Origin of the sequence: Clostridium sp. AF23-6LB, assembly GCF_003461085.1 — a bacterium.
GTDB classification, from domain to species: domain Bacteria; phylum Bacillota; class Clostridia; order Lachnospirales; family Lachnospiraceae; genus Coprococcus; species Coprococcus ammoniilyticus.
Genome location: NZ_QTWK01000002.1, coordinates 1 through 1,289 on the forward strand (window position 1 = coordinate 1; position 1,289 = coordinate 1,289).

The 1,289-nt window shown below is 45.5% G+C and carries 1 protein-coding gene; it reads right to left on the reverse strand.

What is annotated here, in order from left to right:
* The coding region (locus tag DWY07_RS04580) for a DUF5979 domain-containing protein (protein ID WP_207660232.1) at positions 1–1,289 on the reverse strand (1,289 nt) is incomplete at both ends.

Here is a 1,289-nt window from a genome sequence, read left to right on the forward strand (position 1 = left end):
GTTGCGCTTATGCTTCCATCTGCAAGAACATATTCACCACTTGCGTTTGTTACGTAGATCATGAATGTCTTGCTTGCATCAAAGGTATATCCTGCAACTGCCTTGGCTACCGTTAAGCTTCCCTTATCCTGAGTATAAGTGTTCGTTACAGTTGCGGTCGCTGTCGCATCCTTAGTGACGATGACATTACCTTCACCACTTACTGTTAAGCCATAATCCTTAACCGCGGTTCCATTTGCTTCCTCACTTACTGTATAAGTTCCTACCGGAATGTCATTGATCGTTACGCTTCCGTTCGCCGGTACGCTGATTCCTGTCTTGGTTGCGCTTACGCTTCCATCTTCTTTGACATATTCTCCACTTGCATTTGTTACATAGATCGCAAATGTCTTGTTCGCATCGAAGGTATATCCTGCAACTGCCTTTTCTACAGTAAGGCTTCCCCTATCCTGTGTATAGGTATTCGTTACAGTTACGGTTGCTGTCGCATCCTTGGTGACGGTGACATTACCTTCACCACTTACTGTTAAGCCATAATCCTTAACCGCGGTTCCATTTGCTTCCTCACTTACTGTATAAGTTCCTACCGGAATGTCATTGATCGTTACGCTTCCGTTTGCCGGTACGCTGATTCCTGTCTTAGTTGCTGTTGTGCTTCCATCTTCTTTGACATATTCTCCACTTGCATTTGTTACATAGATCGCAAATGTCTTGTTCGCATCGAAGGTATATCCTGCAACTGCCTTTTCTACAGTAAGGCTTCCCCTATCCTGTGTATAGGTATTCGTTACAGTTACGGTTGCTGTCGCATCCTTGGTGACGGTGACATTACCTTCACCACTGACTGCTAAGCCATAGTTTGCAACTGCTGTTCCGGTTTGCTCTTCACTTACACTGTAAATTCCTACAGGTATGTCATTGATCGTTACGCTTCCGTTTGCCGGTACGCTGATTCCTGTCTTGGTTGCGCTTACGCTTCCATCTGCAAGAACATATTCACCACTTGCGTTTGTTACGTAGATCATGAATGTCTTGCTGGAATCAAAGGTATATCCTGCAACTGCCTTGGCTACCGTCAGGCTTCCCTTATCCTGGGTATAAGTGTTCGTTACAGTTGCGGTTGCTGTCGCATCCTTGGTGACGGTGACATTACCTTCACCACTGACTGCTAAGCCATAGTTTGCAACTGCTGTTCCGGTTTGCTCTTCACTTATACTGTAAATTCCTACAGGTATGTCATTGATCGTTACGCTTCCGTTTGCCGGTACGCTGATTCCTGTCTTGGTTGC